The organism is Chamaesiphon polymorphus CCALA 037 (genome assembly GCF_003003845.1).
Lineage (GTDB): Bacteria > Cyanobacteriota > Cyanobacteriia > Cyanobacteriales > Chamaesiphonaceae > Chamaesiphon > Chamaesiphon polymorphus.
Genome location: NZ_PVWO01000434.1, coordinates 1 through 5,120 on the forward strand (window position 1 = coordinate 1; position 5,120 = coordinate 5,120).

General features: G+C 49.6%; 4 protein-coding genes. 1 reads left to right on the forward strand and 3 read right to left on the reverse strand.

What is annotated here, in order from left to right:
- Window positions 1–170: 170 nt before the first annotated feature.
- Window positions 171–2,672 (reverse strand): ATP-dependent Clp protease ATP-binding subunit, encoded by a 2,502-nt coding sequence (locus C7B77_RS23660; protein WP_106310712.1) that lies wholly within the window; start codon window positions 2,670–2,672, stop codon window positions 171–173.
- Between the two features lie 223 nt (window positions 2,673–2,895).
- Between C7B77_RS23660 and C7B77_RS30370 the strand changes: the two genes are divergently transcribed.
- The gene (locus tag C7B77_RS30370; RefSeq protein ID WP_219892261.1) at window positions 2,896–3,069 is read left to right on the forward strand and encodes a hypothetical protein; all 174 of its coding nucleotides are present in this window, start codon (window positions 2,896–2,898) and stop codon (window positions 3,067–3,069) included.
- 182 nt (window positions 3,070–3,251) lie between these two features.
- Here the strand turns inward: C7B77_RS30370 and C7B77_RS23665 are convergent, their stop codons facing one another.
- A complete protein-coding gene (locus C7B77_RS23665; RefSeq protein ID WP_146138475.1) occupies window positions 3,252–4,136 on the reverse strand; it encodes a helix-turn-helix domain-containing protein in 885 nt (294 codons plus the stop codon).
- 99 nt (window positions 4,137–4,235) lie between these two features.
- On the reverse strand, window positions 4,236–4,985 hold the full coding sequence (locus C7B77_RS23670) for a pseudouridine synthase (RefSeq protein WP_106310716.1): 750 nt from the start codon (window positions 4,983–4,985) through the stop codon (window positions 4,236–4,238).
- Between the last annotated feature and the right edge of the window lie 135 nt (window positions 4,986–5,120).

Sequence of the window (5,120 nt, forward strand, 5' to 3'; positions counted from 1 at the left end):
CCGACCAACTACGCGCCTTGCTGTCGCGCGTCGCTCCGTTCCCGCGAGGAAGAGGAATTCCCGCCTGTCAGTTAAATTCATCAAAAATTTCTTCTGGGTGCATAACAATCTCGAAAAAAAGGCATACTTTGCAGTACGCCTTTTAAATTAATATTAAATTTTTAGATCGATTATTCGCCGACTGGGGCTAGTAAATCGGGTGCTAATGGTAGTTTGTCTTGTGGCTTGGGAGTGACGATCGCTTTACCGTCCTCACCCATGTCTACGATCGAGGTATCGCCGTCTTTGAGACGACCGGAGAGCATTTCTTCCGCGAGGATGTCTTCGAGTAGACGCATAATTGCGCGACGGAGCGGACGCGCACCGTATGCAGGATTGTAACCTTCATCGATCAGACGATCTTTAAATCGATCGGTGACTTCGAGAGTGATACCTTGCTGGGTGAGGCGACTGAAGAGATCTTTGAGCATAATGTCTGCGATCTCTTTGACTTCCGGCTTGGTAAGCTGTTGGAAGACGATAATTTCATCGAGACGGTTGAGGAACTCTGGACGGAAGTAGTTTTTGAGTTCTTCGTTGACCAAGCTGCGAATCCGGTTGTAGGTAGCTTCGGTTTTGTTGTCTGTGAACTCGAATCCAAGACCGCCGCCGCCTTTTTCGATTACTTTAGAACCGACGTTGGAGGTGAGGATGATCAAGGTGTTCTTGAAGTCTACCGTGCGGCCTTTGGCGTCAGTTAAGCGACCATCTTCTAAAATTTGCAGGAGCATATTAAAGATGTCTGGGTGCGCTTTTTCGATTTCATCGAATAAGACGACGGTGTAAGGCTTGCGACGGACGGCTTCTGTCAATTGGCCGCCTTCGCTGTAGCCGACGTAGCCTGGAGGCGAACCGATCAGTTTCGATACGGTGTGGCGTTCCATGTACTCGGACATATCCAACCGGATCATCGAGTCTTCAGAACCGAAGAAGTAGGTAGCCAGAGCTTTGGTCAACTCAGTTTTACCAACCCCAGTCGGGCCGGAGAAGATGAAACTGGCGATCGGACGGTTGGGATTTTTCAAGCCGACGCGAGCGCGACGAATGGCGCGGGAGACCGCCTTGACAGCCTCTTCTTGACCGATCAACCGCTGATGGAGGGTTTCTTCCATATTTAGCAGTTTGACGGACTCAGACTCGGTGAGCTTGCTGACGGGTACGCCAGTCCAAGAAGCGACGATGTGAGCGATGTCTTCTTCGGTGACTTCGGGCATCACGCGCTCTTCTGTCTCGTCGTTAGCCTTTTTGGTTTGAGCGATGCTCTTGATCTCAGCTTTAATTTCGATTTCGCGGTCTTTGAGGGAGCCAGCTTTATCGAAGTCTTGAGAACGGACGGCTTCGTCTTTTTCTTTCAGGACTTTGCGCAATTCTTTATCCAATTCTTTTGCCGCAGCAGGGAGTTGGGAATTGAGTAAGCGGACGCGAGAGCCAGCTTCATCCATCAGATCGATCGCTTTATCTGGTAAGTAGCGATCGGAGATATATCGATCGGCTAGTTTGGCCGCAGCTTCGAGGGCGAGATCGGTGATTTTCAGTTTGTGGTGCTGTTCGTAACGTTCGCGCAAACCGTGGAGGATTTCGATCGTTTCGTCTACACTGGGTTCGCCGACCATTACTGGTTGGAAGCGACGTTCTAGAGCGGCATCGCGTTCGATGTGCTTGCGGTACTCATCTAGAGTCGTCGCACCGATACATTGCAGCTCGCCCCGCGCCAGAGCGGGTTTGAGAATATTTGCAGCATCGATCGCGCCTTCAGCAGCACCCGCACCAATTAAGGTGTGGACTTCATCGATCACCAGGATGACGTTACCCGCTTGGCGGATTTCATCCATGATCTTTTTGAGACGTTCCTCAAATTCACCGCGATATTTGGTACCTGCGACGAGTAAACCGATGTCGAGGGTAACTACGCGCTTGTCTTCGAGGATATCAGGGATATCCTGATTGGCAATCCGTTGTGCCAAACCTTCGGCGATGGCGGTTTTACCGACACCAGGTTCGCCGATCAAGACGGGATTATTTTTCGTCCGGCGACCGAGGATCTGGATCACGCGTTCGATTTCTTTAGCACGACCGACGACGGGATCGAGTTTACCGTCTTGCGCCAACTGAGTGAGGTTGGAACCAAACTCATCGAGCGTCGGAGTTTTGTTACTACCCGGCGATCGAGCACCAGTACCTGCGGTCGCAGTTTCGGAGGTTTCGCCCAGCATCCGAATTACTTGAGTCCGAACTTTAGTTAAGTCCACACCCAAATTTTCGAGGACTCTGGCGGCGACGCCTTCACCTTCGCGGATCAAGCCGAGCAATAAGTGTTCGGTGCCGATATAGTTATGTCCCAATTGACGAGCTTCTTCTAGAGACAACTCTAAAACGCGCTTCGCTCTGGGAGTGAAGGGGATTTCAACGGCGACAAAACCCGAACCACGTCCGATAATTTTCTCAACTTCGATCCTTGCGTCTTTGAGGTTGATCCCCATCGATTTCAAGACCTTTGCTGCGACGCCAGTACCTTCACCAATCAATCCTAAGAGAATTTGTTCGGTACCGACAAAGTTGTGCCCCAGGCGACGTGCTTCTTCCTGGGCCAGCATGATTACTTTAATGGCTTTTTCTGTAAAGCGTTCAAACATGGCTGTTTTCCATCCCCTGCTGCTTGTCCTGTGTCATTAAATCTTAACACAGTAATTTTGACGATTGGGTATAGTAATTTTAAGGATTCGGTTCGGTAATAACTACTATTTTCGATCGGTAGGGGATCGGGCACTACCAAGATACTTCTATAGAGAGATTGCTTTTTTGACTGCCTAGTTTGGCGATCGATATTGTTCGCTATGAACCCGACTTTAAACTACATTGACGATCGAACTCGATCGCATGGCAAAATCCAGCCGCGATCTCTCTTTTGCTCTGAGTGTCTGCCGTTTCGATCTGTCTAGTCACGCTGGGGATCTAGCCGTCGAACGCAAACTTCAGCAATTCGATCGTGTTGCCACCAGACTTAGTTATCGCCAGATCGAGCCGATCTAACGCACAAAATTTAGGGTAGCTGCCTAAATTGCTGCTACCCTAAACTTTGTCAAAACTTCGCGCCCGATCGAGCCGAAAGTTCTACCGATCGGAAATAATTTATTTAAAATTAATCCGGTCTTAGATTACGCCTTAGTGGCGATCGAGATCGTATTGCCCGAGTGTCAAGACCTGTAAACTATCTAGTTACTAACCTTAATAGTCACACTTTGCTTTTGACCGATTTTACCTAATGGTTTTGGTGGTTGCTTGCCGCGCGAGATGACTAACCCGCCCGCATTATTAGTATTGATGGTGATTTGTTTGGTGGCAATCCAATTAAGTTGAGTTCCAGCTTTCAGATTTCCAGTAAATTTAGTAGTGCCATCGATACCGATTTGTGCCCAAGTCGGACGTTGCACGACGATCTCAATCCCTACACCTGCACTGGGTTGAGCTGGTTTAGCCGCAGTTACCGCTGGGATCGCCGCTGGACGCGGCTGGGCAGTGGGTACGAAAGTTGGCAGTGCTGGCGGTTTGATGGCATTATCGATCGCGTATGACGCACACGCCCCCAGGCTGACAATTGCCAGGGTATATCCAAAATAGAGTCGCGTGGGACTCACCCGAATTGGAGCACTAAAACCCGTAGTCTGAAGTTTGGTAATCGGCTCGAAAGTAGTAACTTCTGGCTCCCATTTTGGTACCCGTGCGGCGATAGTTCTACCATCTAAACCCAAGCTATCCCCATACCGTTTGACCATCCCTTTCACAAACACGGATTCGGGGAGCATTTCGATATGCCCTTCTTCGATCGCTTGAATCAAGCGCGGTTGAATTTGCGTGCGTGCGGACACATCCTCGCGGGACATCTGCTTGTGCTCTCGCAATTGGCGGAGGTTAGTCCCAATGTCTTGCAAGATCTCAGTCGGAGTTGGCGGCAACGGAGCCGCTAGTACGGGTTCGATCGATTCGTCTTCAGGTGTTTTAGTGCGAAAATTCTCCAGCAGAGATTCCATACCTGAAAACACGGACAATTTAGACAGTTTGAAAGAGGTAATATGCTTGAACGGTGCCAGTAGAGTCACGACGCTGATTGTGGGGTAGTTGTAAGGGATATCGATCGGGGGTTTAAGTTTTGAGAATCTCGTCCAAATTCGCGCCTTCACCTTATATAAAGGCGAGAATCATTCTACTCGATCCCCGGTAAATTGGAGAGTGTGGATTTCTGTGATTTGCAAATGGCGGTAGGAGCCGATCGGTAACGATCTTGCTCCGTCGATACAAATGTTACCTATTCTGGTACGATGGAGATGAATCACAGGATGTGCTAGTTGTGCGGCAACCCTTCTAATTTGTCGGTTTCGACCCTCAACGAGCACGATTTCGAGCAAAGTGCGATCGGGTTGTTGCTTAATAACGGTTACCCGTGCGGGCAATGTATATCGCCCATCCAAGTCAATGCCGTTGCGCCAAGCAGCTAATGTGGCAGACGTCGGTCTTCCTTGCACCCACACAGCATAGGTTTTACCGATACTATGACGTGGGTGAGTCAACCTAAAGGTCAAATCGCCATCATTGGTAAGCAATAACGCGCCACTAGAATCAATATCTAATCTGCCTACTGGATGAATTCCTTCGCACTCGCGCAGTTGAGGTGGCAGCAGTTCTAACACTGTCGAACGACCTTGGGGGTCGAAACAGGTAGACACTACACCAACTGGTTTATTGAGCAGTAGGTAAATCGGCTCAGGTCGGCTCTGTTCTGCGATTAGTTTACCATCAACTTCGATTCGATCGGTAGTAGGTTCGGCTGTTTGTCCTAATCTAGCTACTTCGCCATTAACTCGCACTCTGCCAGCCAAAATTAGTTGCTCCGCACGCCGACGCGAAGCAATTCCCCATTGGGATAAAATTTTCTGAAGCCGGACGGTCATGATGTGGGAGTTGGGAGTGGGGAGTGGGGAGTTGGACTACAGTATGTACACAAGTCGGCTAGACTTCGTTTGAGGTTGGTTTACCCCCCCCAACCCCCCCTTATAAAGGGGGGGCTTTTGCTCCCTCCCCTTTAT

Excerpts from the sequence above, each read along its gene's own strand:
- C7B77_RS23670 (WP_106310716.1), bottom strand. The coding sequence starts at position 4,985 with ATGACCGTCCGGCTTCAGAAAATTTTATCCCAATGGGGAATTGCTTCG.
- C7B77_RS23660 (WP_106310712.1), bottom strand. The coding sequence starts at position 2,672 with ATGTTTGAACGCTTTACAGAAAAAGCCATTAAAGTAATCATGCTGGCC.